At 49.2% G+C, this 24,878-nt stretch carries 33 protein-coding genes, 1 tRNA gene and 1 pseudogene; 11 read left to right on the forward strand and 24 right to left on the reverse strand.

Features of this window, described 5'->3' with window-relative positions:
- Positions 1-24: 24 nt before the first annotated feature.
- Positions 25-222 (reverse strand): hypothetical protein, encoded by a 198-nt coding sequence (locus NA197_RS02400; protein ID WP_001805136.1) that lies wholly within the window; start codon positions 220-222, stop codon positions 25-27.
- 293 nt (positions 223-515) lie between these two features.
- Between NA197_RS02400 and dgcJ the strand changes: the two genes are divergently transcribed.
- Together dgcJ and NA197_RS02410 are read left to right on the forward strand one after the other, a co-directional pair.
- On the forward strand, positions 516-2,009 hold the full coding sequence (gene dgcJ, locus NA197_RS02405) for a diguanylate cyclase DgcJ (protein WP_064043580.1): 1,494 nt from the start codon (positions 516-518) through the stop codon (positions 2,007-2,009).
- A 49-nt stretch (positions 2,010-2,058) separates the two neighbouring features.
- Entirely contained in the window at positions 2,059-2,577 is a 519-nt protein-coding gene (locus NA197_RS02410; protein WP_165799199.1) for a YbaK/prolyl-tRNA synthetase associated domain-containing protein, read from the forward strand.
- On the opposite strand, the gene yoaI is transcribed toward NA197_RS02410, so the two are convergent.
- Positions 2,574-2,675 carry a small membrane protein YoaI gene (gene yoaI, locus NA197_RS02415; RefSeq protein WP_000272233.1) on the reverse strand — a complete coding sequence of 34 codons (102 nt, stop codon included), beginning with the start codon at positions 2,673-2,675 and terminating at the stop codon, positions 2,574-2,576. The two genes, NA197_RS02410 and yoaI, sit on opposite strands and share 4 nt — an antisense overlap.
- A gap of 205 nt (positions 2,676-2,880) precedes the next feature.
- Here yoaI and NA197_RS02420 point away from each other — a divergent pair, with 205 nt between their 5' ends.
- Positions 2,881-3,327, forward strand: coding sequence for a DUF441 domain-containing protein (locus tag NA197_RS02420; protein WP_000460698.1), 447 nt, complete (start codon positions 2,881-2,883; stop codon positions 3,325-3,327).
- Here NA197_RS02420 and NA197_RS02425 read toward each other — a convergent pair.
- Entirely contained in the window at positions 3,307-4,101 is a 795-nt protein-coding gene (locus NA197_RS02425) for an AraC family transcriptional regulator (RefSeq protein ID WP_000579793.1), read from the reverse strand. The two genes, NA197_RS02420 and NA197_RS02425, sit on opposite strands and share 21 nt — an antisense overlap.
- A gap of 100 nt (positions 4,102-4,201) precedes the next feature.
- Between NA197_RS02425 and NA197_RS02430 the strand changes: the two genes are divergently transcribed.
- Entirely contained in the window at positions 4,202-5,386 is a 1,185-nt protein-coding gene (locus NA197_RS02430; protein ID WP_064043579.1) for a CynX/NimT family MFS transporter, read from the forward strand.
- Positions 5,387-5,504: 118 nt separating this feature from the next.
- Positions 5,505-5,852 carry a DUF488 domain-containing protein gene (locus NA197_RS02435; RefSeq protein WP_001222534.1) on the forward strand — a complete coding sequence of 116 codons (348 nt, stop codon included), beginning with the start codon at positions 5,505-5,507 and terminating at the stop codon, positions 5,850-5,852.
- On the opposite strand, the gene NA197_RS02440 is transcribed toward NA197_RS02435, so the two are convergent.
- Complete coding sequence (locus NA197_RS02440; RefSeq protein ID WP_000487135.1) at positions 5,838-6,149, reverse strand: hypothetical protein; 312 nt, start codon at positions 6,147-6,149, stop codon at positions 5,838-5,840. The genes NA197_RS02435 and NA197_RS02440 overlap by 15 nt on opposite strands.
- Positions 6,150-6,217: 68 nt before the next feature.
- Positions 6,218-6,469 carry a putative hemolysin gene (locus NA197_RS02445; protein WP_000673492.1) on the reverse strand — a complete coding sequence of 84 codons (252 nt, stop codon included), beginning with the start codon at positions 6,467-6,469 and terminating at the stop codon, positions 6,218-6,220.
- A gap of 195 nt (positions 6,470-6,664) precedes the next feature.
- On the opposite strand from NA197_RS02445, the gene NA197_RS02450 reads away from it, so the two are divergent.
- Entirely contained in the window at positions 6,665-6,763 is a 99-nt protein-coding gene (locus NA197_RS02450) for a YoaK family small membrane protein (RefSeq protein ID WP_001589065.1), read from the forward strand.
- Positions 6,764-6,901: 138 nt separating this feature from the next.
- On the opposite strand, the gene NA197_RS02455 is transcribed toward NA197_RS02450, so the two are convergent.
- The 6 genes from NA197_RS02455 to NA197_RS02480 form a co-directional block, all read right to left on the reverse strand.
- Positions 6,902-7,150 (reverse strand): GlsB/YeaQ/YmgE family stress response membrane protein, encoded by a 249-nt coding sequence (locus NA197_RS02455; protein ID WP_000512149.1) that lies wholly within the window; start codon positions 7,148-7,150, stop codon positions 6,902-6,904.
- Positions 7,151-7,464: 314 nt separating this feature from the next.
- On the reverse strand, positions 7,465-8,106 hold the full coding sequence (locus NA197_RS02460; protein WP_023202056.1) for a nitric oxide reductase: 642 nt from the start codon (positions 8,104-8,106) through the stop codon (positions 7,465-7,467).
- 229 nt (positions 8,107-8,335) lie between these two features.
- Positions 8,336-8,518 (reverse strand): DUF1869 domain-containing protein, encoded by a 183-nt coding sequence (locus NA197_RS02465; protein ID WP_000513733.1) that lies wholly within the window; start codon positions 8,516-8,518, stop codon positions 8,336-8,338.
- Between the two features lie 2 nt (positions 8,519-8,520).
- A complete protein-coding gene (yeaR, locus tag NA197_RS02470) occupies positions 8,521-8,883 on the reverse strand; it encodes a DUF1971 domain-containing protein YeaR (RefSeq protein WP_001248993.1) in 363 nt (120 codons plus the stop codon).
- Between the two features lie 173 nt (positions 8,884-9,056).
- A complete protein-coding gene (gene leuE, locus NA197_RS02475) occupies positions 9,057-9,695 on the reverse strand; it encodes a leucine efflux protein LeuE (RefSeq protein ID WP_000457190.1) in 639 nt (212 codons plus the stop codon).
- Positions 9,696-9,891: 196 nt separating this feature from the next.
- A complete protein-coding gene (locus NA197_RS02480; protein ID WP_064043577.1) occupies positions 9,892-10,437 on the reverse strand; it encodes a chorismate mutase in 546 nt (181 codons plus the stop codon).
- Between the two features lie 82 nt (positions 10,438-10,519).
- Here NA197_RS02480 and NA197_RS02485 point away from each other — a divergent pair.
- A pseudogene (locus NA197_RS02485) lies at positions 10,520-10,674 on the forward strand (hypothetical protein).
- A gap of 78 nt (positions 10,675-10,752) precedes the next feature.
- A complete protein-coding gene (locus tag NA197_RS02490) occupies positions 10,753-11,001 on the forward strand; it encodes a biofilm/acid-resistance regulator YmgB/AriR (RefSeq protein ID WP_000208086.1) in 249 nt (82 codons plus the stop codon).
- A gap of 254 nt (positions 11,002-11,255) precedes the next feature.
- Here the strand turns inward: NA197_RS02490 and NA197_RS02495 are convergent, their stop codons facing one another.
- From NA197_RS02495 to NA197_RS02520, 6 genes are all read right to left on the reverse strand, one after another.
- Positions 11,256-12,104: a MerR family transcriptional regulator gene (locus tag NA197_RS02495; protein ID WP_000190263.1), complete on the reverse strand. Its 849-nt coding sequence runs from the start codon at positions 12,102-12,104 to the stop codon at positions 11,256-11,258.
- A gap of 68 nt (positions 12,105-12,172) precedes the next feature.
- A complete protein-coding gene (locus NA197_RS02500) occupies positions 12,173-12,766 on the reverse strand; it encodes a helix-turn-helix domain-containing protein (RefSeq protein ID WP_072158853.1) in 594 nt (197 codons plus the stop codon).
- Between the two features lie 144 nt (positions 12,767-12,910).
- Entirely contained in the window at positions 12,911-13,699 is a 789-nt protein-coding gene (gene aadA, locus NA197_RS02505) for a cryptic aminoglycoside nucleotidyltransferase ANT(3'')/ANT(9) (RefSeq protein WP_438796676.1), read from the reverse strand.
- 108 nt (positions 13,700-13,807) lie between these two features.
- Complete coding sequence (gene zinT / locus NA197_RS02510; protein ID WP_170872873.1) at positions 13,808-14,455, reverse strand: metal-binding protein ZinT; 648 nt, start codon at positions 14,453-14,455, stop codon at positions 13,808-13,810.
- A 111-nt stretch (positions 14,456-14,566) separates the two neighbouring features.
- A tRNA-Arg gene (locus NA197_RS02515) sits at positions 14,567-14,643 on the reverse strand.
- Between the two features lie 8 nt (positions 14,644-14,651).
- Positions 14,652-14,978: a four-helix bundle copper-binding protein gene (locus NA197_RS02520; protein ID WP_001183699.1), complete on the reverse strand. Its 327-nt coding sequence runs from the start codon at positions 14,976-14,978 to the stop codon at positions 14,652-14,654.
- A 193-nt stretch (positions 14,979-15,171) separates the two neighbouring features.
- On the opposite strand from NA197_RS02520, the gene NA197_RS02525 reads away from it, so the two are divergent.
- Entirely contained in the window at positions 15,172-16,305 is a 1,134-nt protein-coding gene (locus NA197_RS02525; protein WP_000456065.1) for a mechanosensitive ion channel family protein, read from the forward strand.
- Positions 16,306-16,386: 81 nt separating this feature from the next.
- Here NA197_RS02525 and NA197_RS02530 read toward each other — a convergent pair whose 3' ends face one another.
- Genes NA197_RS02530 through NA197_RS02550 form a run of 5 tightly spaced genes read right to left on the reverse strand, consistent with a single transcriptional unit; the run spans position 16,387 to position 21,172 of the window.
- Positions 16,387-16,977, reverse strand: coding sequence for an ATP-binding cassette domain-containing protein (locus NA197_RS02530; protein ID WP_000947459.1), 591 nt, complete (start codon positions 16,975-16,977; stop codon positions 16,387-16,389).
- On the reverse strand, positions 16,971-17,768 hold the full coding sequence (locus tag NA197_RS02535) for an ATP-binding cassette domain-containing protein (protein WP_000950212.1): 798 nt from the start codon (positions 17,766-17,768) through the stop codon (positions 16,971-16,973). Before NA197_RS02535 ends, NA197_RS02530 begins: the two co-directional genes overlap by 7 nt.
- On the reverse strand, positions 17,762-18,574 hold the full coding sequence (locus NA197_RS02540) for an ABC transporter permease (protein WP_023237049.1): 813 nt from the start codon (positions 18,572-18,574) through the stop codon (positions 17,762-17,764). Before NA197_RS02540 ends, NA197_RS02535 begins: the two co-directional genes overlap by 7 nt.
- Complete coding sequence (locus NA197_RS02545) at positions 18,564-19,538, reverse strand: ABC transporter permease (RefSeq protein WP_016505386.1); 975 nt, start codon at positions 19,536-19,538, stop codon at positions 18,564-18,566. Before NA197_RS02545 ends, NA197_RS02540 begins: the two co-directional genes overlap by 11 nt.
- Entirely contained in the window at positions 19,538-21,172 is a 1,635-nt protein-coding gene (locus tag NA197_RS02550) for an ABC transporter substrate-binding protein (RefSeq protein WP_064043261.1), read from the reverse strand. The genes NA197_RS02545 and NA197_RS02550 overlap by 1 nt, the downstream gene beginning before the upstream one ends.
- A gap of 703 nt (positions 21,173-21,875) precedes the next feature.
- Between NA197_RS02550 and NA197_RS02555 the strand changes: the two genes are divergently transcribed.
- Complete coding sequence (locus tag NA197_RS02555; protein ID WP_000182479.1) at positions 21,876-22,190, forward strand: TRL-like family protein; 315 nt, start codon at positions 21,876-21,878, stop codon at positions 22,188-22,190.
- Positions 22,191-22,338: 148 nt separating this feature from the next.
- On the forward strand, positions 22,339-22,869 hold the full coding sequence (locus NA197_RS02560; RefSeq protein ID WP_064043262.1) for a cytochrome b: 531 nt from the start codon (positions 22,339-22,341) through the stop codon (positions 22,867-22,869).
- Between the two features lie 82 nt (positions 22,870-22,951).
- Here the strand turns inward: NA197_RS02560 and NA197_RS02565 are convergent, their stop codons facing one another.
- Both NA197_RS02565 and NA197_RS02570 read right to left on the reverse strand, forming a co-directional pair.
- Complete coding sequence (locus NA197_RS02565) at positions 22,952-23,995, reverse strand: sialidase family protein (RefSeq protein ID WP_064043263.1); 1,044 nt, start codon at positions 23,993-23,995, stop codon at positions 22,952-22,954.
- A 338-nt stretch (positions 23,996-24,333) separates the two neighbouring features.
- Positions 24,334-24,801, reverse strand: a complete 468-nt coding sequence (locus tag NA197_RS02570) for an Hsp20 family protein (protein WP_064043264.1) — start codon at positions 24,799-24,801, stop codon at positions 24,334-24,336.
- Positions 24,802-24,878: the final 77 nt, after the last annotated feature.

Below are 24,878 nucleotides of genomic sequence, written 5' to 3' on the forward strand. Positions count from 1 at the left end.
TATCACTGAAATACTATGGATTTATTAATGCCAGCAATACTCACCAAAAGGTGGCGGTAATTGCAGAGAATCAGGTTTTTGCAGCTTACAAAAAAGCCATGGACCCGAAAAATCAAAATCCCACGGGCTATCACTACCCGACGCTGCCATAGCAGACGACGTGAACCCCGCAGCCAGCAATGCAAAAAGAAAAATTGTTGCCATTTCTTTAAATCGTTTCATAGTGCCTCCGAACGGAAGTACATTATTATCCTTACCACTTCACACTCCTTTCAGGTAATAATAAAGGCTATTTTATTTTCGTTAGTGTTAAATCGATGCCGTTAATTAACAATTTACTTTTTGCGACAATAGTCACGACTGAAAATATCAACATCATATATTATTGAATTTATTAAATCGAGAATGATTTTTATTTCATAACATCAACACGTTTTATTTTTAAACAGTCTATTAGAGGAATTCTCATCGCTATGGTAAACTAACGCATCCGACTTTCAGGGCTGTAGTTCATCATGAATTTGCATCATAAAGCGCTCAGGCACTTTATCTCGGCAAGCGTCATCGTTTTGACATCGTCCTTCCTGATTTACGAACTTATTGCCAGCGACAGGGCAATGAATGCCTATATGCGTTATATCATGGAGAGAGCCGATTCGTCGTTTTTGTACGATAAGTACCAGAATCAGAGCATCGCCGCACATTTGATGCGAACTTTTGAAGCGCCGGGAGACCCCGTCACCGCAGAAAAACGCCGCGCGTTTTGCGGCGCCTTTGAGGCTATTAACGGTACGCACGGTGTCAACCTGACCCGGCATAATTATCCGGCGCTACATGGTACCCTGCAAACCGCCGCTACACAGTGTACCGATAATCTTGATGACGCCCTTTTACTGCCTGCATTTGATCAGGCGGTAAGCATCAACCGTTCGCAGGACGACCACAGTCACGGGCTGGGCACACTGGAGCTTAAATTCCGTTATTACGTTGATTTAAATAAACATTATGTCTATTTCTATGATTTAATCAACTCACGGCGCTTCGCCATGCATCGTTGGACTTTTTTACAAAAAGGCACAATGGGTATTAACAGAAAAGATATAGATAAACTTTTTACCGGCCGTACGGTTATTTCAAGTATTTACATGGATGATATTACCCAGGAAAACGTCATGAGCTTTTTAACGCCAGTCTATCTGGCGGGAACGTTAAAAGGTATCGTGATGGTGGATGTTAACCAGGATAATTTAAAAAATATTTTTTATACCCAGGACCGTCCGCTGGTTTGGCGTTATCTTAACGTAACACTAAAGGATATGGACTCCGGAAAAGAAATTATTATTAATCAAAGCAAAAATAATCTGTTTCAATATGTGAATTATAGCCATGATATCCCTGGTGGACTGCGCGTTTCGTTGTCCCTTGATTTAACCTATTTCCTTGTCTCCTCCTGGAAAGCGCTGGCCTTTTACTTACTGGCAACGGCGCTCCTGCTTAATATGGTACGGATGCACTTTCGGCTTTATCGCAACGTCACACGCGAAAATATTAGCGATGCCATGACCGGGCTTTACAACCGTAAAATATTAACACCGGAGCTGGAACAGCGACTGCAACGCCTGGTCAATGCCGGAACGCCGGTGACATTTGTCGCTATTGATTGCGATAGGTTAAAACTGATCAACGATACCCAGGGGCACCAGGAAGGCGACCGAATTATTACCCTGTTGGCGAAAGCGATTAAAACATCGATTCGTAAAAGCGATTACGCCATTCGCCTCGGCGGCGATGAGTTCTGTATTATTCTTGTTGATTACGCGGCGGATTTGGCTATCCATCTGCCGGAGCGTATTATTCGTAACCTGCAAATTATCGCACCGGATAAGACAGTCCATTTTTCTGCCGGGATTTATAATATGCAGCCCAATGATACGATTAATGATGCCTACCAGGCTTCCGATGCGCAGCTCTATCTGAACAAACAACAAAAACAACATCGTTCATCATAGTGCTTCGCAGTAAATGTTCATATTGCACCAGGAGTAAGAAATGGCCGAAATGACTGAAGTCGCAAAGGGTGTCGCTACACACCAACGTTTAGTGGCTTTATTAACCCAGGAGAACGCGCGCTATCGTGTGGTGAACCATGAAGCGGTAGGGAAATGCGAAGCGGTATCTGAAATACGCGGTACTGCGCTGGGCCAGGGCGCAAAAGCGCTGGTCTGTAAAGTCAAAGGCAACGGCGTCAACCAGCACGTTCTTGCTATTCTGGCGGCCGATCAGCAAGCCGACCTCTCTCAGCTTGCTTCACATCTGGGCGGCTTACGCGCTTCCCTTGCCAGCCCGGCGGAAGTCGATATGCTGACCGGCTGCGTTTTTGGCGCGATCCCGCCTTTCAGTTTTCACCCCGATCTGAAACTGGTCGCCGATCCGCTCCTGTTTGAGCGTTTCGATGAAATTGCCTTTAATGCCGGTCTGCTGGAAAAATCAGTCATTATGAATACACAGGACTATCTGCGCATCGCCCGACCAGAACTGGCAGTCTTCCGCCGCTTTCAGTCATCGCCAACGGCTTAGTCCTCTTCAAGGAGCAATATAGACACAACAATAATGATAAAAATGGCGAAAAACGACGCCGTTATCATCAGCGCTTCAAGAAACGGTGGATCGTACATAATTGTATCCTCAGGAAGACAACAATGACGGTTCACCGGTTAGCAATACGCGGCGTTGATGGCAATTTAATGACAACGCTGTTTTTCACGTAGAAATTGTCTTTCAGGCAGTTGCCTGAAATCCGCATCAATCGTTAAAAAGGCCTGTGCGCTTTGCCGTTTGGGCGTAAAGTAGTCAGGCTTACTTTTTGGCAAGGAAACCATAATGTTTGATGTCACTCTGCTGATCCTGCTCGGACTGGCAGCTCTGGGATTTATCAGCCACAACACCACTGTCGCCGTCTCAATTCTGGTGCTGATTATTGTCCGCGTAACCCCGTTGAATACCTTTTTTCCCTGGATTGAAAAACAGGGGCTCACCGTCGGGATTATCATTCTGACCATCGGCGTAATGGCCCCCATCGCCAGCGGAACCCTACCGCCCTCCACATTGATCCACTCTTTTGTGAACTGGAAATCGCTGGTCGCGATTGCCGTTGGCGTTTTCGTCTCCTGGCTGGGCGGTCGCGGCATTACGCTGATGGGAAACCAACCGCAGCTCGTCGCCGGGCTGCTGGTCGGTACGGTACTTGGCGTCGCGCTGTTTCGCGGCGTGCCGGTCGGCCCACTGATTGCGGCGGGGCTGGTCTCTTTAATTGTGGGGAAGCAGTAACTCGCCCGTCAGATACTGGCCTGGGGTCTGCCCCAGGCCTTTTTTAAACATCGTAATGAATGCCGTGGTGGAATCATAACCCAGCATTTGCGCCGTCTGTTGTACATTACGTCCCGCGATCAGCGCCTGTAGCGCCAGAATTAATTGTAATTGATGACGCCAGCGACGAAAGCTTAGTCCCGTCTCTTTGACGACCAGCCGGGCAAGGTTACGCTCGCTCATCGCGAATACGCTGGCCCACTGCCCTAACGTATTCCATCGCGCGGGCTCCTGCGCCATTGTCTCAACCATTTGGCGAATTTTCGGATGCCCCGATACCGGTAATTGCAATTGTTCCTGCGGCTGCTGCGGCAGTTCATCAAACAACACTTGAATAAGGCGCTGCGTTGGCATTTGCGCTCTTTCGGGATCGGTTCTGCGCGCCAGCGACAAAATCAACTCCCGGCATAACGGCGAAATTTTCAGCGTGCAGCAACGCTCCGGCATGACGACCGCCGCAGGTTCAATAAATAAAAAGCACAGCTCCGCCCCTGCGGTCACATGATTACTGTGCGGCAGCGAGCCGGGGAGCCAGACGGCATACTGGGGCGGCACCATCCACATCGCATTTTCCACCTCGCAGGTGATCGCGCCGTGCAGAGCGAGAATCAACTGTCCCTTGCGATGCTGATGGCGAGGGCTAAACAGTTCATCATCCCTGGCGCGAATACAAAAGGCCACAGCGGCATCGTGGTGAAGGTCGGGATCGTAACCGTCCAGTCTCAGGCCAATCATTATATTGTCCGATTTTAGCGATAAATTGTCATTTTAGCTTGATTCATCCAAACAGTAAAAACTGTTAAGGTATCGCCTCGCCTGACGAGATGAGAAAACGATGACGACAACCCTTTCTCCACGCGGCAAACAGGGCGCTTTACTGATTGCCGGTATTTTGATGATAGCCACTACGCTGCGCGTAACATTTACCGGCGCTGCGCCGTTGCTGGAGACAATCCGTTCGGATTACGGTCTTTCCACCGCCCAGACGGGCCTGCTAACAACCTTGCCGCTTCTGGCGTTTGCACTGGTTTCGCCGCTGGCGGCCGGTATTGCCCGCCGGTTTGGGATGGAACGCAGTCTGTTTGCCGCAATGCTGCTGATTTGCGCGGGTATTGCTCTCCGCTCCCTGCCCTCCGCTGCATTGTTGTTTGCCGGAACTGCCATTATTGGGTGCGGGATAGCGCTGGGTAATGTGCTGCTACCAGGATTGATTAAGCGCGATTTTTCACAACATGTCGCCAGGCTGACGGGCGCGTACTCATTGACGATGGGCGCCGCCGCTGCGTTGGGGTCTGCGCTGGTGGTTCCGCTGGCGTTGCACGGTTTTGGCTGGCGCGGCGCGCTGTTAATGCTGATGCTGTTTCCGCTGTTGGCGTTTCTTATCTGGTTGCCGCAGTGGCGCACTACTCGCACAGCTAACCTGAGTAGCTCCCGGGCATTACATGAACGCGGTATCTGGCGTTCGCCTTTAGCCTGGCAAGTTACGTTGTTTCTTGGACTTAACTCACTGATTTATTATGTGATTATCGGCTGGTTACCAACAATACTCATCAGCCACGGTTACAGCGAAGCACAGGCAGGATCGCTACATGGCCTGCTGCAACTGGCGACCGCGGCGCCTGGGTTAGCTATTCCGCTTATTTTGCATCGCTTTAACGATCAACGCTGGATTGCCGCGCTGGTCTCACTATTGTGCGCAGTGGGCGCGGCGGGGCTTTGGTTTGTGCCGGGCCAGGCGATCATCTGGACGCTACTGTTCGGCTTCGGTTCAGGCGCGACGATGATCCTCGGCCTGACGTTTATCGGCCTGCGCGCCAGTTCGGCGCATCAGGCGGCGGCGCTTTCCGGCATGGCGCAGTCGGTCGGGTATTTACTGGCGGCATGTGGGCCGCCCGTCATGGGAAAACTTCATGATGCCAGCGGTAGCTGGTATCTACCGCTATCAGGCGTGACGGTTCTGGCTATCATCATGGCGATTTTCGGCCTATACGCCGGACGCGATCGAGAGATAGCGTCATAAATAAACCTGATACCCACTTGAATGCCTGATGACGCTTCGTTTATCAGGCCTGATCCATTAAAATCATTACCGCTATCCGACAAAAGTACCGTAAGCGACACCATCACAGGAGGGAAAAATGCGAATCCAGTGTAAGCGCGTCTATTTCCCGGCGGAAAAAGACGATGGTTATCGGGTATTGGTTGACAGGCTATGGCCGCGAGGCATTAAAAAAACGGCGCTGGTCTATGATGAATGGAATAAGGCCATTACGCCCTCAACCGAATTGCGCAAAGCCTTTCATAGCGAACTGATTGATTTTAACCACTTCGCGCAGCAATACCGGGCAGAACTTGCGCAACAGCATCAAGAAGGCAAACGGCTGGCGGATATTGCCCGACACCAGCCGCTAACGTTGCTATACGCCGCTAAAGATACTCGCCAGAACCATGCCATTGTGCTGGCAGAGTGGCTACGAGAGCTGTGATTGTCGTGCCGCCGCCTGGCCTGGTTGTCTGTCCGGGGACAACGGCATCAAATGTTCTGCCCGCACCCAGGCAAAACCGTGCTGGCCATCGGCGGAGGCTACATCGCCCGTGACCAGCCACAGCGCCCGAGGCGCTTCTTTCGGCAGTAAGGTGACGTGTCCATTTACCGGGTTAATGAATTCATCTCCGGGTTGGCACAGGCAAAATAGCTCAACCGACTTACCAATATTCCGCCGTCCGGCGGTTGTCTTAGCGCCAATAACTATTGCCAACGCGCCCGGCTTTAACTGAAACATATTTTCTTGCGCCGCATGAAACTCATTATCAGATTGTTCTTAATCATATCCCGTCGGACCGCAGGTTGTCACTTTTTCGTATCAGGGTGCTCTCTGCGCCATAATGTCCACTCATCAATGATTTCGCCATTGGGCAATTTGCAATCGGAACGCACGCCTTGTGGGGTCTGCACCGGCATCAGCGTACCGCCTTGTTGCTCACAATAGACGGCTGCCGGATTAGGCATCCCAATGCGCGGCGGCCTGGGGGCGTTGGGTTGCGACGATGAACAAGCGCTCAGCAGCAATACGCCTGGCAACGCAATCCACGTAAATTTCATAACGACTCCTTAAAGCGATATTTTGTCCAGGATAACCTAGCGGGTACGCTATTTCCATACTTTCTGTCAGCGCTTTAGCGGGTGTTTATCCCGGGTTAAGTCAGTAATAGCCACGCCCTGTCACAAAGCAACCGACCTTTTGTCGCTGAGAAAACCCTGCTATTCTGGCGCCCCCTGAACAGTGAAGGTAATAGCATGAGAGTGGGTATCCTCTTCCCTGTCGTCATTTTCATTACGGCAATATTATTTTTGGCATGGTTTTTTATTGGCGGTTACGCCGCGCCGGGAGCATAACCATGAGGAAAACAACGATGGTGTTGATGGGCATCGCGCTAATTGCGGTGGCGGGTACCGAACTGGGCTGGTGGTAAATTCATTTTGAATAATAAAGGCTACCTGTCGTAGCCTTTATTATCTCTGAAAGTTCTGCGTTTAGCTTTTGATTTTTCTGTAGATTAACAGCACGACAATCGCGCCGATCACCGCGACTGCAAAGCTGCCGAAGTTGAAACCATCCACTTTGCCAAAGCCAAAGAACGTACTGATCCATCCTCCGACTACCGCACCAACGATCCCCAGAATGATCGTCATAAAGAATCCGCCGCCATCTTTACCTGGCATGATCCACTTAGCCAAAATACCCGCAATAAGTCCAAAAATAATCCATGAAAGAATGCCCATTTTTTCCTCACTTATGTCTTAACGTTAGCGGTTTATTTGCCGTTAAAAAGAATAGCACATCGTCAGGAAAGTGAAGTTTGTGATATCCATCACCTTTTAGCGCCGTGGATAAAAGCGCATAAATATCAGGGTTGCAATCATTAATGATAACGATTATCTTTATCAACGCCGAGTAGTTGAGTTTATAACCCACCTGTTCGGTACGACATTGCTCACATTGCTTCCAGTATTATTTGCCCGCCTCACCGAGTGCGGGCTTTTTTTGCTAACCGCTATCTACCCCATGTCGAATTCATGGTCTTTTTTTAGCCGCGCTATTTTGCGTGATACGGGGTCATCTCCAGCGCAGTACATTCATCCTGCTTGTCCTGCTGCATAAAACCCACGGTCACCATAAACAAACCGATCATAAATGGCACTTCATAAAGCTCTTCAATCAAATCCGTGTAACGAGCGTTATGCAGGAATATCGGCGACAACCACCGATGATGCTCGACAGTGTCGGAAATCAGATATGAACATGCCGTCACGGCAAACAGCCACAATGGCAGAGGAACGTCCCGCAGACGACGAACAATCTCCTTACGGAGCCCGGCAGAAAACAGGACTGGCAAGACTAACGCAGCAATTAATATCACTGAAATCGTTCTGAACAGCATACGCGGCTCGTCAGGGAAATAGTCACGCCCCCAACTGGTGCTTCTACCCAACAGCACCACCCACCAGACAACAGCCCATAGCCAAAACTGCTTTGCCCCTTCGGGACGGGAAAGTGGCCGTATATACCAGGCGGTAAATAGCGCCCCAAACAGTAACCATAACGCTTGTCCGTTTTCAATCCATCGGACCACCACGCCGTTAAGCAAAGGCAATTGCCAGTCCGCCGTAAACGGGATGACCACAGCGGCAAGCGCAAGAGTAAGTGCTGACGAAGTTAATCGGGTATCGAGTTTCATGATTATAAGACTCTTCTGGTTTTTAATACCCAATCATAAGTTTTATGAATACGCTCTCATTAGCAAACAATGCGATATTCTTAATGTTTTCTTAATGTTTCTTTTCAACCCATGTCTGATGTAAATAAACAGCGCTTTTCAATACGCAAAAACCGCATCACGCTGGCGACGCGCGATGCGGCTTCTGATTTAAAAAATCACTTTATATCAAATAGATACTACAAGATCCTTACCAACCGCAAACGTCGTGTTCGTTTTCGGTATCGTAGGAACGCACGGTATTGACCAAATCCTTCACAACTTCTGCTGCAACTTCAGGTACCAGCAACGTCATCGGTGCTTCCGTTTCATAGTCCACAGAGACGCCGTTGCTATTATTCGTGACCGTGACGGTATAAGTAGCTTTTCCCATTATTATTCTCTCCCGGCATGAATGACTTTTCGTGAGGTCGCCCCTTCCATCAGTACTTCCGGCGCGACAAAAAAGTCGATGTTAAAATAGGTATCATCCGTCATGACCTCAATATTGTGCCACTTTTCCGGAGGAAACACGCCAAACTCGCCGGCATTGATCACCATGATCTCTTCCGGCTCAGAGCAATGTTCATCAGCGTATCCGAGATATTTGACCGCCCCCTGCATCACCGAGAGGCGAGGATAAACGCCGGGTCGCGTTCCCTTATCAAGGTGGCGTTCGAAAATTCCGGCAGGCGCCGTCTCTTTGTTCCAGAAGGGCGTGGAACGTGTATGGATATGATTTTGTGGAATTTGCCGCATTTGCTTCCCTCTTCACGCAGGTTACTCAACGATAATCTCATCGCTGTCGTAAAAAGGTTACGCTCCAAAAACAGCATTTTAAATACCATTTATTGGTTACTATTTTGCTGTTTTCCACGCGATAAAACCGAAAGGAGAGCAATGACCCGCCGTTGTCGACGGGTCCGGGAGGGTTAAGACTGGAGCGTTGCCAGGCGAGCGGCAAACCCGACGAAAAGAAGGCCAATCAAAGAATTGCCCACTTTTGCCAGTTTCTTTTTGGTACCAATATAGTGGGTTACAAAAGCGCCAGAAAGAATTAAAAAGCTCAGATAGCAAAAACTGACGATTTCAAGGGTGGTGGCCAAAATAAAAAATGACACCCCAGTATGCGGCGCAGTAACGTCAATAAATTGCACAAAAAAGGAAACATAAAAAAGTATGGCTTTAGGATTCGTCAGGCTAAGAATTAAAGCACGCTTAAAAATAGCGCCAAAAGGAACTACCGTTTCCGTCGCCGCACGCCCTTTTGAGGTCAGAGTGGCGTAAAGGATTTTTGCGCCAAGGTAGAGCAGATAAAACGCGCCGAGATAGCGAACAATGTTAAACAGAACCGGCGTTGTTTTGATCAGCGTCGCCACGCCCGCATACGCCAGAAACATTAATATCGCATCGCCGATAAACACGCCGCATGCGGCAAGATATCCTCCTTTAACCCCGCGTCCCACGCTGTTTTTAAGCACAAAAAGCGTATTCGGCCCCGGCACCAGAACGATAAAAATCGCCCCAACCAGGTACGTCCAATAATTCAGAACACCATACTCCGCGAACACATTAACCTCTTCCTGAAAACATTTACGCTTAGCTGCGAAACAGTATGCTAACGAATGCACCGGAAGATGGGAAGCGAAACCACGTCTCTCCAGCCGCTATTCCGCCACGCTTATATCCCCATCACCCAAAAACGTTCTTGTATCGCAACCCCCGCAGGCAATCACCAGGTAGTGGCCCACGTTTCCTCATGGGGAATTAACGCGCGCGTCGCACCAAAGACAGGGCTGCCAACACATCACTGATATCGCTCTCATTCAGATTCGGCGCATTAAAGTGCGTTCTCAGCCACACCATATCCTCATGGCTGAAAGCGCCGACCATCAGGCGCTGGCTGATAATGATCAACATTTGATTATCAAGTTGTCGAATACGTTGCCGGGTGACCGACAAGGTTTGTATCGGAAAGGAGGGTTCTGAGCCGGTTCGCCACTGCGCTAAATAGCGGTACTGTATCGCTTTACTGGCATCCATTAGCGAACGAATAAAAGGAGTTATCGAATGCGGGTCCAGACCGTTATATTTCGCTTCTTCTTCAGCCTCGGCGAAAACATTTTGTTCACGCGTGAAATCCTCTATCGGCAGATGGTGCTTCATTTTATAAGCAGCCACATCTTTCATTAATAACATGCGTTCATTGAGCGCGGTTAAGAGCGCGCCAAGCGATACCGACGTTACCGAATCGGCAAAAGTGGTGCTGCACATCAATAAAGAACAAAGAAAAATGGCGATATGACGAATCATTAATCAACCTCCTTTTACGGAGGCCTGACAGTAATTTACCTTTATTAAGATAACATTAAGTAATTATTACAGATGGGTATTAATGCTTATTCGTTTAAACTGGAGTGATAAAAAGAACAGGCCGTTGATTCTGCGGAATCTTCACCTTCATTTAAAGTGTATAAAATATACAACAAATCACACAAATGTGATGTGTATCACGTTTTTATGATTTTTTATTACGGTTTTATGATATAGGTCTAATTTTAATAGGTCACTAATTTCTCTCCCCCGCTCAGGGAGATCGGCTTCAATTTACATCGAATATGGTGAAATATGACTACCATTACACTAGTCAACGAACAAAATAGTACTGGCAATCCTTTTTCTGCACATATGTTATGTGAACAGCGAGCTATTCAGGAAATTACTTACGAACTATTGCAATCGCAGCAGCATGTCTCAAATAAGGATATCATCGCCAAACTTATTGAAAAACTGGAAACAGAAAAAGACGTAGTGCAGCTTGATATTTACCGTAATGCCTTAGAAGCCGTTTTGTTTCAGACACCTGACGACATCTAATATATACCCAAAATAATTCGAGTTGCTTAAAGGCGGCAAGGGAGTGAGTCCCCAGGAGCATAGATAACTATATGACTGGGGTGAACGACAAATCTGCCGGGAGCAGATTTGAACGTCGCTTGCGACGGCCCGTCAGGGCGAGGCCTATGGATGGGCCGAGTAATCCGTAGCCAACACATAAGCAACTTGAAGTATGAAGGGTATAAACAAGGGAGGGGGTTACTCCTCCCCTGTTCGTTAATAATGCAGATGCCTCAACGTGCGGTGCCTGATTTTTCGTAGCCGTTTGCATGGATTTGCGGTGCAACATGCTGCATGCTTTCTGGCATCTCATGCTGCCGATATACGGCTGGCAGTAATGTTAAGCCTGAGCCATTTTTCACATGAAGACTAAATTTACCCGATTCTTTTAAAGCCTGAATAAGATTTTCCTGCGCGGGAGTTAATGTCTCATCATGCCACAGAACAATATGCTCGAAAGACGTTGATAAAAGATCGGGCATCGGCGCCTGCCAGGGGATGACTTCAACTCGCATACCTTCACTACAATATTTAATCGTTTCCAGCCATAGCTCAATGGGGTCGTTCAGCGAAAACGCAGCAATAAGCATTGTGCCTGCTGGCGCCTTTCGTACGCTACTTAGCTGGAACGTGGCGTATTCAATAATCGCAGTATCCAGTAATGCCTTTTCAAATCGGCGTGCATCATCATCGCCTGCGGACAACCACAGCCGTAAAGGACGCAGTATTGACTCAATGACGATACACGGCGGAATTTCCCGACCATAACGCCAGAGTAATTTTCGCAATTTGGCGGGTTCGAATTTTCTACACTGCGCTAAAATCTCTTCCTGGTAGAATAACCATCCCGAGCGGCAATGCGTTTCTTCACCATAGAGGGCAGGTTTAATCTCTTTTAATGAAAAGCCTTTGCTTAACGCGTCGATAATATGCTGTATTCTGATAGCATCTTCTATGCAATAAAAACGATTGCCAGCTTCATCTTTGGTAGGTTGAAGCAGGCCATAGCGTTCCCAGGACCTGATATTTGCTGTTGTGACACCACACTGCGCCGCCATTGCGCTAATACTAAAAGTAGCCATGCCTGTCTGGCCTCATGATGATGTAAGAAAGCATAGTGAACCTAAACGCCATCAGAAGCAAATCATTATTAAGCAATGACCTTACTATTTACATGGGAAATTACATTATCAACATTATTTATTGTAAGCCAGTGCGTAAAGGCTTTAGAAACGGACAGTATTTGATAGTCCAGAACTGTTCTACAACCTAATTTAGTCAGAACATGGTAGCGTACTGAGTAAATAGTTTTTAAATGTACATTCAGCTCACAGCTTATTTGTCGGATATCCATTCCTTTAACAAGCATCGCCAAAACATTTCTTTCATTCGCCGTTAATCTGACTTTCTCTGACCTGGGAAAAAATTGACCAGCAGCGGCCAAAATTAGTAATTCGCGCCACTCAGCAATAGAGGCATCGACCTTTATTCGATATATAGCATGATGTTCATCAATAAAGTTATATTCATTATGGGTAACAATTCCAATGAGTACCGCTTTAAATGTGGAAGTAATATACTGCTGTACGGTGTAGTAATCGTCGATATCAAAAATAATATAATTTACGTTGCCAGCTATTATTGCGACGTCCTTAAATAAGGACTCCAGACCATAATTAAGAAACAGGTTTTCGCTCAATAGTCTTGTATCTGTCTTTAAAACAGATGATGCGGAACCAGTCATATCCACCTCAACAAAACGAGAGCCATGTGGGAATATCCATTCGATGGCCCGCATAAGATCATCTGCTTACTTCAGCGATGAGAACCTATTAAGTAGTAGTTGAGGAACGCCGTTTGCGCAACCTGACAGACGTCCTGGGGCATCTTATGTGAACTGCGTGGGGATGTGCGCTTTGGCAAAATCCACAAAGCGTACGACCGCAGGCAGCAAAATATGCCAGTCCTGCTGCTCCAGACCTAAATATTCACGCTGCGCCGCACGCAACGTAGCAGCATAATCTTCCGGCAACTGAGGTAACAGCCAGTCAGCCGCCGCATCCTTAGAGGTAAATCTCCCGGTAGAAAGGGTGTACCAGATACGCGCCAGGGTTAAAACAATATGATACTCATCTCCCTGCACATCTGCAGTGGATTGCCAAAGGTCGAGGGGATAACGCAAGGCCTTCAGCAACTGCGCCACAGGGGCTGGCGTGAACAGCCGTTCCGCGCGTTCGCCCTTTAGCGGTATACTGGTTTCCAGAATTTGGGTTATCAGTAACACCATGTCCCAGTCCTGCTGCGCTGGTTCATAAATCCCCTGACAAATGTCCTCTCTTAGCCACTCGCCAAATTGCATTTCCCGGGCAGGTGGAAAACACCAGGGAACCAGCTGCGAATAAAGCACGACAGTGACCTCCAGAGCGCGTTTTTCTGCCGACGCCCCCGGCGGCGATGAAAGCGCCAGCAATTCCTGCATCAGCGTTGCGCGTTGGGTCTCCGTCAGCGGCTGGCATGTTGTCACCAGCAGATCAATGTCGCTGTTTGGCTTCAGACCGCCTGCGACAGCGGAACCATATAAATGAATAGCACGCAACGTATCGCCTGTGACACGAGTAATCAGGCGACACGCCGCTTCCGTTTGGCATTGAATCGAGGGCGGTATGGACAGCGTCATCGTTGCTCCGGGGGCGCAGGTATTTTTTATATTGATTGCCAGAAATATGGCATAACGGCAGAAAAAAAGCTCGCTATTCATAGCGAGCTTTTAACATTGCAATCAGACTTAATGATGTAGCATTTCGTCAACGACCTCATTCGCCTTTAACTGATAAGGATAATAGGTAGGCCAGTTTTCCATCTCTTGCAACAATGCCTGCTGCGAGATATTTCCCATAAAGATATGGAAGTGCGCCGATTTGCGCGGGGCAATGATATGATCGCTAAACTGAACATATTTAGGCGCTTTGCTATTCGCATCTTTACATTCGAACAGATAGCGCACCCCTTTTTTACCCGATGCGTAAGTCAGAATTTTATAGCCGGCATAATTGTATTTACAGGATGCAACGTTATTGTCGCGATGGAATTCTATAACGCCATTTTCAATACCGATCGTCTCAACATTCGTCGCGTATCCTTTGCGATAATACGCTTTAATATCCTCAAACGTTTTCTCCGGGTCTTTCTTCGCCTTTTGTCTGAAGACAGGGTCCAGCTCGCCGCTGACCAGATAAGGATAGACGGATTGCCACATACCATCCCAGTCGGTGAGCGCGCGATCGCGTACATTAGCGTCATCAAACACGCCCGCTGCCGCTTTTTGCTCAACCTCCGTCATCGGCGCGCCATGAGCATGATGACCATGCGCGAAGGCAGGACTATTGACCAACAGCATTCCCAGAAGCATTGTCAGTTTTTTTATATGAATCACCAAAACGTTACCCTCATCTTTCTTTGAAAGATGATTGTTATATTATAACATTACATTTATTTCAACAGAAACTCAGCGGCCACCGCGCAGGTGGCCTTTTTTGATATCAACTGGTCCGCCATCGAGGAATTGAACCCCGAACCTTAGAGGTAGAAGCTCTATGCTCTATCCGGTTGAGCTAATGGCGGAAGAAAAATTACGCGGCCATTTTAAGGCAGGCGTCCGCGCATTGGCTGCATGCCCGCGCGCAATTCTGGCAATGATCGTGATCGTGCCTTGCACACTCTTCGGCGCAGGCTTTGCAGATATCCGCGCACAGGCGGCATAATTTTTGTGAGTACTCGCTTTCCAACGCCATAAATTGCGCCGCCAGGCGACAAATGGCCGCACATTGCATATCTAACTGGATGCAGTGCTTCATCATTTCGACGTTATCTTCACGCAGACAAGAAGAGGCGCAGATATCACACGCCGCCGCGCATTCATAACACTGCTCAATACACTCTCGATGTTCTTGTTGCATAAATGACTCCTTATTTTATTAAGAGGAGTAGATAAGTCTGCACAGAAACGCCGGGATAGCCAAACGGCTACCCCTCTTTTTCATACTTTTTGAACAAAAATGCTGAATAAAACAGCAATAGTAAAGCCGGAAATCGGCCTCCGTGATGTGACGTCTATACTGTAATGTTCATCTGCTTTTCATCGGAGGTAAAATGGAGTATTTAGCACGACTAAATATCGTTGCGATGCTGATGTCAACGACGTTCTGGATCAATCTGGCGGTCGTTTTTTTCGTCACCCTCATTACTTACTGGCTCATCAACTGGCTACTTAATGTGGTCTATAAAGCGCTACAACGCCCGGATAAAAAGGATGATGCTCATGGGCGGCTGCGGCCTATTGTTTTCGAGATGCTGAAAAAGACCAGTAAGATGCTCATCTTTTTTGCCGCATTTCTCTTTAGCCTGCGCTTTGTCGCCCTGCCCGACCGGTTATTCTCTACCCTCTCTCACGCCTGGTTTTTAGTGGTTGCGATTCAAATGGCGATTTGGCTTGATCAGGGCGTACAGTCATGGATGCGTCATTTACTGTATGCCCCAGGCTCCAATAAAAACCCGGTGACGTTAGTCATTCTTGGTATGATTTTGCGCGTGCTCGTCTGGTCTATGATGTTGCTCTCCATCCTGGCGAACGTCGGCGTGGATATTACCGCACTGGTAGCCAGCCTCGGCGTGGGCGGTATTGCTATTGCCCTGGCGGTACAAACCGTTCTGAGCGATGTCTTCGCTTCGCTGTCGATTGGTTTCGATAAGCCCTTCGAGATCGGCGATTTCGTCGTCTTTAATGATGTAGCCGGTACGATTGAACATATCGGTTTGAAAACCACTCGCATCCGTAGCCTCAGCGGCGAACAGATCGTTTGTGCGAACGCGCAGTTGTTGCAGCAAACCATACACAACTATAAGCGGATGCAAACGCGTCGTATCGTGTTTACTTTTGGCGTCGCCACTGCGACACCGCCGGAAAAGTTACGCCTCATCGGCGATATGGTGAAAAAGATTATTACCGATGTCGGCGAAACACAATTCGACCGCGCCCATCTACTGGCCTTTGGTCAGGATCGGCTGACCTATGAGGTGGTGCATATCGTCAATACCGCGGATTACAATAAATACATGGATATTCAGCAAGAGATAAATATCCGTATTATTGAAAAACTCATTGAGAATGATATCGAACTGGCGCTGCCAAGTCTGGTCGTCAGAGCCCCTGTACAGGTTGAAGAGACCAGGGACTACAGTAATACCGCTGATGCAAAAAACGCAGATAAACGCGTCATGCAGTAAAATCTCTGCCGACAATACCGGGAACCCATGGGCTCCCGGTGCGTTAACGGCGACACGGCAATGCGGAGAAACGACTTGCGGCTATTCCACCTGTAAATGGCGGGTACAGACTTGATCAAGTAGCGCAGACTGATGACTAATCACCAACATCCCTAATGAACGGCTGCGGCACACCTCAAGCACGTATCCCCATATCGCTTTTTGAATAGACGGATCGAGTTGCGCCGTCATTTCGTCGGCAATCAGAAAACGCGTTCGCGGGTCAAGCGCGCGCAGTATCGCAATACGCGCCAACTCCCCGCCTGAGAGCTGCATTGGCCGACGCGTCAGCCACTCGGGCTGCACATGCAAACGCCTCATCGTTTCCGGGTCAGGCTGCCAGGCATCACGCACAGCGTCTCCGGCGCTTCGCCAGGGATTAAACGTCAGTTCAGGATGCTGGGGGACCAGCTGTACCGGACAATACTGATGCAGGGGTAACGGGCTGCCGTCCAGCAGAACGTCGCCCGCCGTCGGCTTTTGCCATCCGGCCAGGACGCGCCCCAACGTTGTTTTCCCCGTTCCGCTTGGCGCATGAATTCCTACCCGTTCACCGGCAGAAATCGTAAACGTCAGGTTCTGCCATAAGACTTTCCCGCCCTGACGAATAACGAGATCGCGGCAGCTCAGCATTCTATTCCCTCTCCGGTCGGCATAAATAACGGGTTTAGTTCAGGCAATGCTTGCCATTGCCGTTTTAACGGCTCACTCATCTCTTCCGGCTGTAACTGCTCGCAGCGAATATTGTCCGTGATATAACCCTGATGCAGCGCCACAATGCGATCGGCATACCGCGCCGCCAGCAGCAGGTCATGAGTCACCCACAGCACGCCGCATCCCCGCTCGCAGAGACCTCGCAAGTGCTCAAGCAACTGGTTTGCCAGTGCGGTATCAAGCCAGGCGGTGATCTCATCCGCGAGGATATAACGAGCCTGGCTGAGCGAGGCGTGGCACGCCAGAATTCGTTTAGCCATCCCGCCAGAGAGCTGGCGGGGAAAGCGTTCCAGGACTGTCGGTTCAAGATCGCTTTGCTGTAATAGCTGTACCATCTGCGTCTCATCCCAGGCGCGTCCGGTCAGATGACATGCTCTGTTCAAATGTTTTCTGATATTCAGCATGGGATTAAGCGCCTGTACCCCCTGCGGCACGTAGCTAAACGTATTGCCCCTAAGCTGCCTGATGGTATGTCTGTCCAGCCGGTTGCCATCAAGCGTAATCTCCCCCCGAAAGCGTAAGTTTTCCGGCAGCAGATCGAGCAGGCATTGCAGCAGCAGACTTTTTCCCTCCCCGCTGCCGCCAACCAATGCCACCATTTCGCCGGGTGCGATATCAAAAGAGACATTCTGTAATAACGGCGACCAGCGTCTCGTGCCATACCAGCGATAACGCGCGCTTTCCAGCGTAACCTGTTGTAAACTTAGCATACGTCACTCCTTAGCCACAGCCGCTGAATGGCGCGCGCAAACTGATCGAAGAGCATCACCAGCGTGAATAACATTAGGCCGGGAAACAGCACCAGCCACCAGTTTCCATGGCTAATAAACCGTAACGCATCCGCCAGCAACAGCCCCAGCGAAGGCTCATGCGGCGCCAGCCCAAACCCCAGAAAACTTAACGCCGCGCTGTGCAATACCGCATGAGGAAACATCAATAACGTTCCCGTCAACCATTGCGGCAATAGCGCCGGAAAATAGTGATATCGCCAGCAATAAAGGTGTCCATGCCCCAGACGATAGGTCAATGTCAGGTAGTCACTCTGCGCTACCCGCTCCGCGTCGGCGCGCAGAATCAGCGCCAGACGGGGCCAGTGCGTTAACGCCACGGCCGCAATGACGCCACTTTTACCGCCGCCGAGCGTAAAACAGATAAGGATCAGCAAAAGTAAATGCGGCATGGCGAGCATAGCATCGGTTATCAGCCGCACCAGGAGGTCCAGCCGGGGATGAATGCGCGCCGCTGCCGCCATCACTAACGCGATAACGCCGCTGCACAGCGCGGCGCCAACGCCAATTTGTAAACTGGTGAAGGCCCCCTGAAAGCAACGAAGCCATACATCGCGCCCCAGATTATCGGTGCCAAACCAGTGCTGGATATCAGGCGACAGATGCCGGGCAAGTAGATTAACCTCTGGCGGCTGGCTCAACGTGGCATAACCGTATCCGGCAATAAACAGCAGACAGGTAACGGAGAGGATCAGACGAAACAACGTCGGGGCAGGATTATAGAGCATCGGGACGCTCCAGCGATCGATTAAGCCCCACCACAAGCCAGGCTGAAATCGTATTTCCGGCAAACACTAATAGCGTACAGAATAAAACGATCCCCATGAGCAGCGGAACATCGCCACGCAGGCCGGCATCGATAGTGGCCTGTCCCAGCCCCGGATACGCAAAGACTTTTTCTGCCAGTAACGCCCCCCCCATCAGTTCGCCCAGAGAAGCAAACTGTAAGCAGAGCGCTGGGGTAATCGCATGACGTAACACCTGGTGACATAACAGCGACCATCCTTTATCCCCCTGAGCGCGCGCAAAACGAATAAATTCGCTCTTCATTACGCTGGCTATTTTTTCTCGCGTATGCAGCGCAATTTGCCCCATGCCCAACAGACTTAACGCACATACCGGCAACACAAGATGGCGTAAACGTTCCGATAAAAGAGCTGTTCCTGCATTATTTCCGGGGTCCCAGGCGCAACAAACAGGTAATACCGGCCAGCGGACGGCAAACAGCGCCAGCAACAGCATTGCTATCCAGAAAGTGGGCAACGATGACAATAAGTAGCTGATACGGCAAATCATCTTATCCGGCCAACGGTGGAGAAAACGTCCGGCCAGAAAACCCAATGTCACGCCCAGCACACCAGACAATAGCCAGGCGCCTGCCAACAGCGCGAATGACGTCGCAAAACGTTCCCGGATCACGCTGGCGACAGGCATGTTGAACAGCATGGAATACCCCATGTCACCCTGGAGCAGACGCCAAAACCAGTGACCGAAACGCTCCCACAGCGGCTGGTCAAGCCCCCAGCGCGCCGCAATCCGCGCATATTGTTCTGGCGGAACATGGAGCAGATCGTTGCCAATATAAGCACGGATAGGATCAACGGGCGAAAAGCTAAGCAAAATGAAGGTGCCGGCAGCCACCAGCACCAACAGAATAATCAGCCGCAAAAAATGACTGAAGAACAATTTCATCACCGACAGGTCCAGGTCCAGTCATCAAGATTGTTTAACACCGACCAGCTACCGTGGATTTCTGGCGCGCCTTTTCCCAGATCAATACAGGGGTTGGCCAGATAGGTATGCTGAATATTAAGCAGCCATGCCCATGCCGCATCGCCCTGGACGCCCGCGCCCTGCTTTCCATCCCACTCAACCTGCTGCCAGAAAGGAATCGCCTTTTGCCAGTCAGGCGCATCTATAGCCTGTTTCAGATGTGCTTCTACCGCAGGGTTGCTGTAATAGCCCGGGTTATAATATTCCACACCAGCGGCTTTCCCACTGTAGTGATGGAAGAGTTCCATCGGGTCCAGACTTCCCCAGCCAAACAGCGTAGGGTTAGCGTGCATATGGCGCTCTACAGTTTCCCAGCTTCCCGATTGCAACGAGACGACAATGCCTAAAGGCTGCAACATGGCGCGCACCGCCTCGGCCAGATCCCGTCGGGTGCTGTCGCCACTGGCATACCATAAGGTCAGACGCGCTTCTTTACCTGCTTTTTCACGCACGCCCGCACTGTTTATCTTCCAGCCAGCCTCTTCCAGGATGGCGCGCGCTTTTGCAATATCGCCATCGCTGAATATCACTGAAGGATTTTGCCACGGCAATCCCTGCACCGCGCTATAGGCGGGTATCGCATGGCCTTCCATCACCTGTTCCGCCAGTTGGTTACGATTAATGGCATAGTTAATTGCGCGTCTGATAGCGACATCAGCGGTCACATCGTTGCCGACAGGATAACCGTTAGCATCCTTTTTACCGGCAGGTACCATCGGGAAGACAATGCCCCGGTTTTCAACGCTATCGCGTACCCAGAGTTTAAGATTATCCTGCTGCGGAGCCACCGCCATAGAAGGGGCAATGCGCACCAGTCCCAACTGTCCGCTGCGCGCGGCGGCATAAGCATTATCTTCATCCAGAAAGACAAAAACCAGCCGGTTAAAGTCATTCTTTTTACCCGCATACCAGGGATTAGCTTCAACGATCAGTTGCTGACCCGGCTGAAAGCTGACCAGTCGGTACGGACCGGCGCCTATCGGTTCGCGGGCGAACGTTTTTTCATCATAACGGCTGGCCGGAACAATCCCTAACGACCCGAGTACATTCACAAAGGTGCTCTGCGGATGGCTCAGCGTCATCTCAATTCGGCGCGCATCCAGCGCTCGCGCATGGCTAAAATTGCCCATGTCAATTTTACCGCCGCTCTTCGCCGCTTTATTGTATGTAAAAACGACATCTTCGGCAGTTAATGGCGAGCCATCGGAGAATTTCAGCCCGGGCTTTAAGGTTAGCGTCCAGATTTTACCGTCGGGGCTGGTATCCACTTTTTCCGTCAGTAAATTACCCCAACTCATGTCGGCGTTTTGCTTAAGCAACGGCGCATGAAGCAATAAGTAGCTGCCGTGGCTCCAGCCCAGCATAGGATCAAAGCCTTCCGTTGGCTCAGGGCCAATGGCCAGCTTCAGGGTACGACCGTCTGCCGTGTCCGACGCGGCGAAAAGCGACGAAGTGAATACCAGAGTCAGCGCGCACGTCACGAGCGCCAGTTTGCCTTTAATCATCAATTTGTCCCAGATTATGCGTTGTTTTTGTTTCTCCCGGCGCAGCATAAACGTCGGGAGACCTCCTGAGGACGGCATTATGGCGAGCATTTGTAATGAAAAAATTGACGCAGAACAGAAAGTATGACGATCTTTTAAAAACATCATACGCACACTATGGACACTCACTGGTTGCCAACGTCGGGAGCGCCAACGTGGGCTAAAGGCCGCTTTTGACGGGGATAAAACGCAAGGGAAATGACGCCAGGAATACCGGGTTAATTAACGCCATCTTATTCTCTTATTTCCTTTCTATTCTGTATTGCGTCTTCCCACCCGACGCTGTTCATTTTCTCAACGTTATTAGTCAGTGCTGAAACGTAAGAAGGTATCGTAATTAGCGCCTCCTGGCTTTAAACCTAAACCAATATTAAACGAACCAGGCGTTAATGAAACTTACCAGCAGAACGCCGGTCATATGGCAACCCGATGAAATAACATGCTATGGAGTCCAATCGAAAAATGTTAACGCCGCCAGGGCTCGTGATGATTTTTTTAGCCGTAGTGTTCTCATTGCTGACAGGATGCGCAAGTTATAAAAACACGGCATGGGGAATATATCCGGCTTCAACGGATATTTGTCCATCAGGTACGACATCAACAGGAGGGTGCAAAGAGTAATATCGCATATTTAATATACACAACTTTTTAAATGACTGTCCGGACATTTTCGGACGGTAAGTTTTCTATTAATTTATAATGGACTAATCCCATGACAAATAAAAAACACATTTTTTCAATTATCTTTATTGGTTCTCTTTTAACGGGGTGTGCTACAGGACCATCACCGACAGGGATTGGCTTATATACGGATGTTAAAGGGCCAATTACTGCCACGAGTCTCCCGGCAACCAAAACCGGTAAAGCATGTGCGCAAACGGTATTGGGTATTGTAAATACCGGCGACGCATCTATTGATTCAGCGAAAAAAGCGGGCGATATTTCTTTAGTGTCGAGTGTTGATTATGAAACTACAGGCTCATATCCGTTTTATGGTAAAACCTGTGTTGTCGTAAGAGGACAATAACAACAGTAAGCCGGCGATGCCGCCGGCTTTTTATCCCATTTTACGTGCCGCTATCTCTGTCTGTTCCTTGCGACTCAGCCCCCGCTTTAAGGTTCTGTTAAGATTTTACGCATACTCTACAAGCAGTTGTTAATAAAGGATAATAATAATGGCACATTTCTCAAGACTGCAAATAACGCTTCACTGGTTAACACTGCTCCTGACAGGCATCGCATATGCTGCTATTGAGTTACGAGGGTGGACGCCAAAAGGCTCCAGCGTTTACCTGTTTATGAAAGACACGCACTATGATATGGGCGTTCTGGTCTGGGCGCTGATGTTTTTACGGTTATATCTTAAACACAAATATCCGGATCCGGTCATTACGCCTCCCCCTCCTCACTGGCAGCACGTAGCCGCTAAATTAATGCATATCGCGCTTTATCTCACTTTTCTCGCCTTACCGCTGCTGGGCGTCGCGATGATGGCATCAGGCGGGAAAAGCTGGAGCTTTTTTGGTTTTACTGTACCGGTATTTTTGACGCCAGATAGCACCCTAAAATCGGATATAAAGCGTATTCATGAAATGCTGGCCAATATCGGCTATTTCCTGATTGCCATGCATGCAGCAGCGGCGTTGTTTCACCATTACATACAAAAAGACGATACATTTTCAAGGATGTTACCCGGTAAATCATGACTATTTCGGCCATCCCGACGTGAGAGAGCACGCCGGGCAAGGCATTATTATTCCAGCGCTATCGGTTTCGACTGATAGCGCCTTATACCGTTTGTAATCGACAATATACGATATTTTTCCGGTTCCACGTGTAGGTGATATGTACGACGCCGCCCTCGCTAATAATAGCGGGATAAGAATACTCACCGTGGTCACTTTCCAGGTCCAGTAGCGGTAGCCATGATTCGCCATTATCCTGGGAAGCAATCAGTGAAAGCGGATAGCGCTTTCCCCAGTTGCCGTTGACCGGATTTAACGCAAGAATCAGCGTACCGTCCTGCATACTAACCAGATCGATACCACTATTATTATTCGGTAAAGATGTCGCGCGGGCAACAGACCAGGTAGCGCCATAGTCGATTGAATCACTGCGAAAAATTGCCCCGCGTGTGCTTCGTAACAACATATGGATATGCCCCGGAGAAGACTCCCACAGCGTAGGCTGAATAACGCCATCCCAGCGCAGGAGGTTTTCCAGACAACATTCCCACAACATCCCCTTTTTTACACCATCCCACAACGCTACGTTTGTCCCGGAAATAGCGTTATCAGGCTCCAGCGGAACAAAAGAGATATTCCAGTGTTTTCCTTCGTCAGAGGATCGATCCACAAATGCCCTCCACCGTTCAGGACTTTCAATCGACCCTGGCGCAATCCAGGCGCCATTTGATGCCAGCAGGAGTTTATTTTTCACGGGACCACGCGGCAAAATATCACCGTTGACCAACGGAGCTGGCGTACTCCAGGTAAATCCTCGATCGCTGGAGGTGATAAACCAGGTTTTCCACACGTGTACGTCGCTGCCTACTTTATAAAATAACCACAATTTATCCGACGGGTAAAATAACACCGGATTCCAGTGCGCTTCCCCCTCGCGTGCCGCCACTCGCTGCGGTGTTGTCCAGATATTATGTTCATAGCGAGATAGCCAGATGGCTGTATCTTCGCTTCCTTCGCGCAACCCCGCGAACCATGCGGCCACGAGCGTACCGCACGGTAAGCGAACAAGCGTAGAGGCATGGCACTGGAAGGACTCGGTTCTGCTTTCCGGTAAAATGACCTGCCGATTGACGAGCGCTAATTTCATACCTGCCTCTATTAAATAAGGTAAAAAGCATCAGCTTTTTTATGTATGAAAGTAGTGTTAGCAGAAATAGCATCAACGCGATGAAAACGATGAACTGCTATACGAATTTATGTTCAGATATCGCGCCCATAACAGGCAGAATGTCGAGAGTGGACAAAAATTGGACTGACCTCGCGGATAATTCCAACTTACCGCCGTCCAATGGCGACGAGGTCAGTGGCACGGGATAATATAGAGGTCAGGGCTATAATATTTAGCGATCTGTGCCTACAAGCATGACGGGATACTTTTCGCTACAGGCAATGAAGGCCCGTCTAAACGGGCCTCTATTAACGCGATTATGATTTGTGTTCAATCGCCTTTGGTTTGCATTCTATGGCAATTTTTTTCGGTTTCTCGCTTTCAGGGATCTCCTGGTAAATCTCGACCAACAAGAGGCCCTGTTCCAGTTTCGCATTATTCACCTTAGCATGTTCAGGCAAAGAAAAACTCAACTGGAAATCCGCCTTACGAATACCACGATAAATCCAGTGCGTCTGATCCTCTACCGTCTCTTCAGTGTGTTTACCCGTAATATTCAGGTTGCCGCCAACCGTTTCAATTTCAAGCTCTTCCTCTTTCCAGCCAGGAACGCTCACGGTAAGCAGATAGTTATTCGCATCGCGCTTTTGCAGATCGTAAGCTGGCGTCGCAGCGACTGGCGTATCTCCTGTTAATTGACTGAAAAGTCTATCAATACGGTTGAAACGGTCAGAGAAAAGAGAATCAGCAAACACGGGAAGTGCTGACAAGGTTCTGAGTGCCATCATTAACCTCCTGAATCACTATTCAAAAGTTCAACATCAAGGCAAGCATTGCTTGTCCACTGACTACATAGGGACGG

It is taken from the genome of Salmonella sp. NW884 (genome assembly GCF_051700745.1).
Taxonomy (GTDB): Bacteria; Pseudomonadota; Gammaproteobacteria; order Enterobacterales; family Enterobacteriaceae; genus Salmonella; species Salmonella enterica.